The sequence below is a fragment of the Clostridium tarantellae genome, from assembly GCF_009295725.1.
Taxonomy (GTDB): Bacteria; Bacillota; Clostridia; order Clostridiales; family Clostridiaceae; genus Sarcina; species Sarcina tarantellae.
The window spans coordinates 1-255 of record NZ_WHJC01000708.1 but is presented as its reverse complement, the minus strand read 5'-3'; the positions used below and the strand labels follow the sequence as shown (position 1 = coordinate 255).

The window sequence follows — 255 nt, the reverse complement described above, 5'->3', positions numbered from 1 at the left end:
TTCGGAAATCTTCGGATCTCAGACTATGTGCGTCTACCCGAAGCTTATCGCAGCTTATCACGTCCTTCATCGGCTCCTGATGCCAAGGCATTCACCATACGCCCTTTGTAGCTTGACCTATGCTAGTCCTTTCTAAATCTATGATTTAGTAAAAGAACTGTACTCAGCTTTGCTGAGTTTCATTTTAGCAATTAGTTCTCTATTACAAAGAATAGTAAAATTTAATTGGCTTTATCTTCAACTTATACTTATGTG

1 rRNA gene is annotated in these 255 nt (G+C 38.4%); it reads right to left on the bottom strand.

Annotated features, from left to right (window positions below):
• Nucleotides 1–118: ribosomal RNA gene (locus GBZ86_RS16900) — 23S ribosomal RNA — on the bottom strand; the annotation flags it as partial.
• Nucleotides 119–255 lie beyond the last annotated feature (137 nt).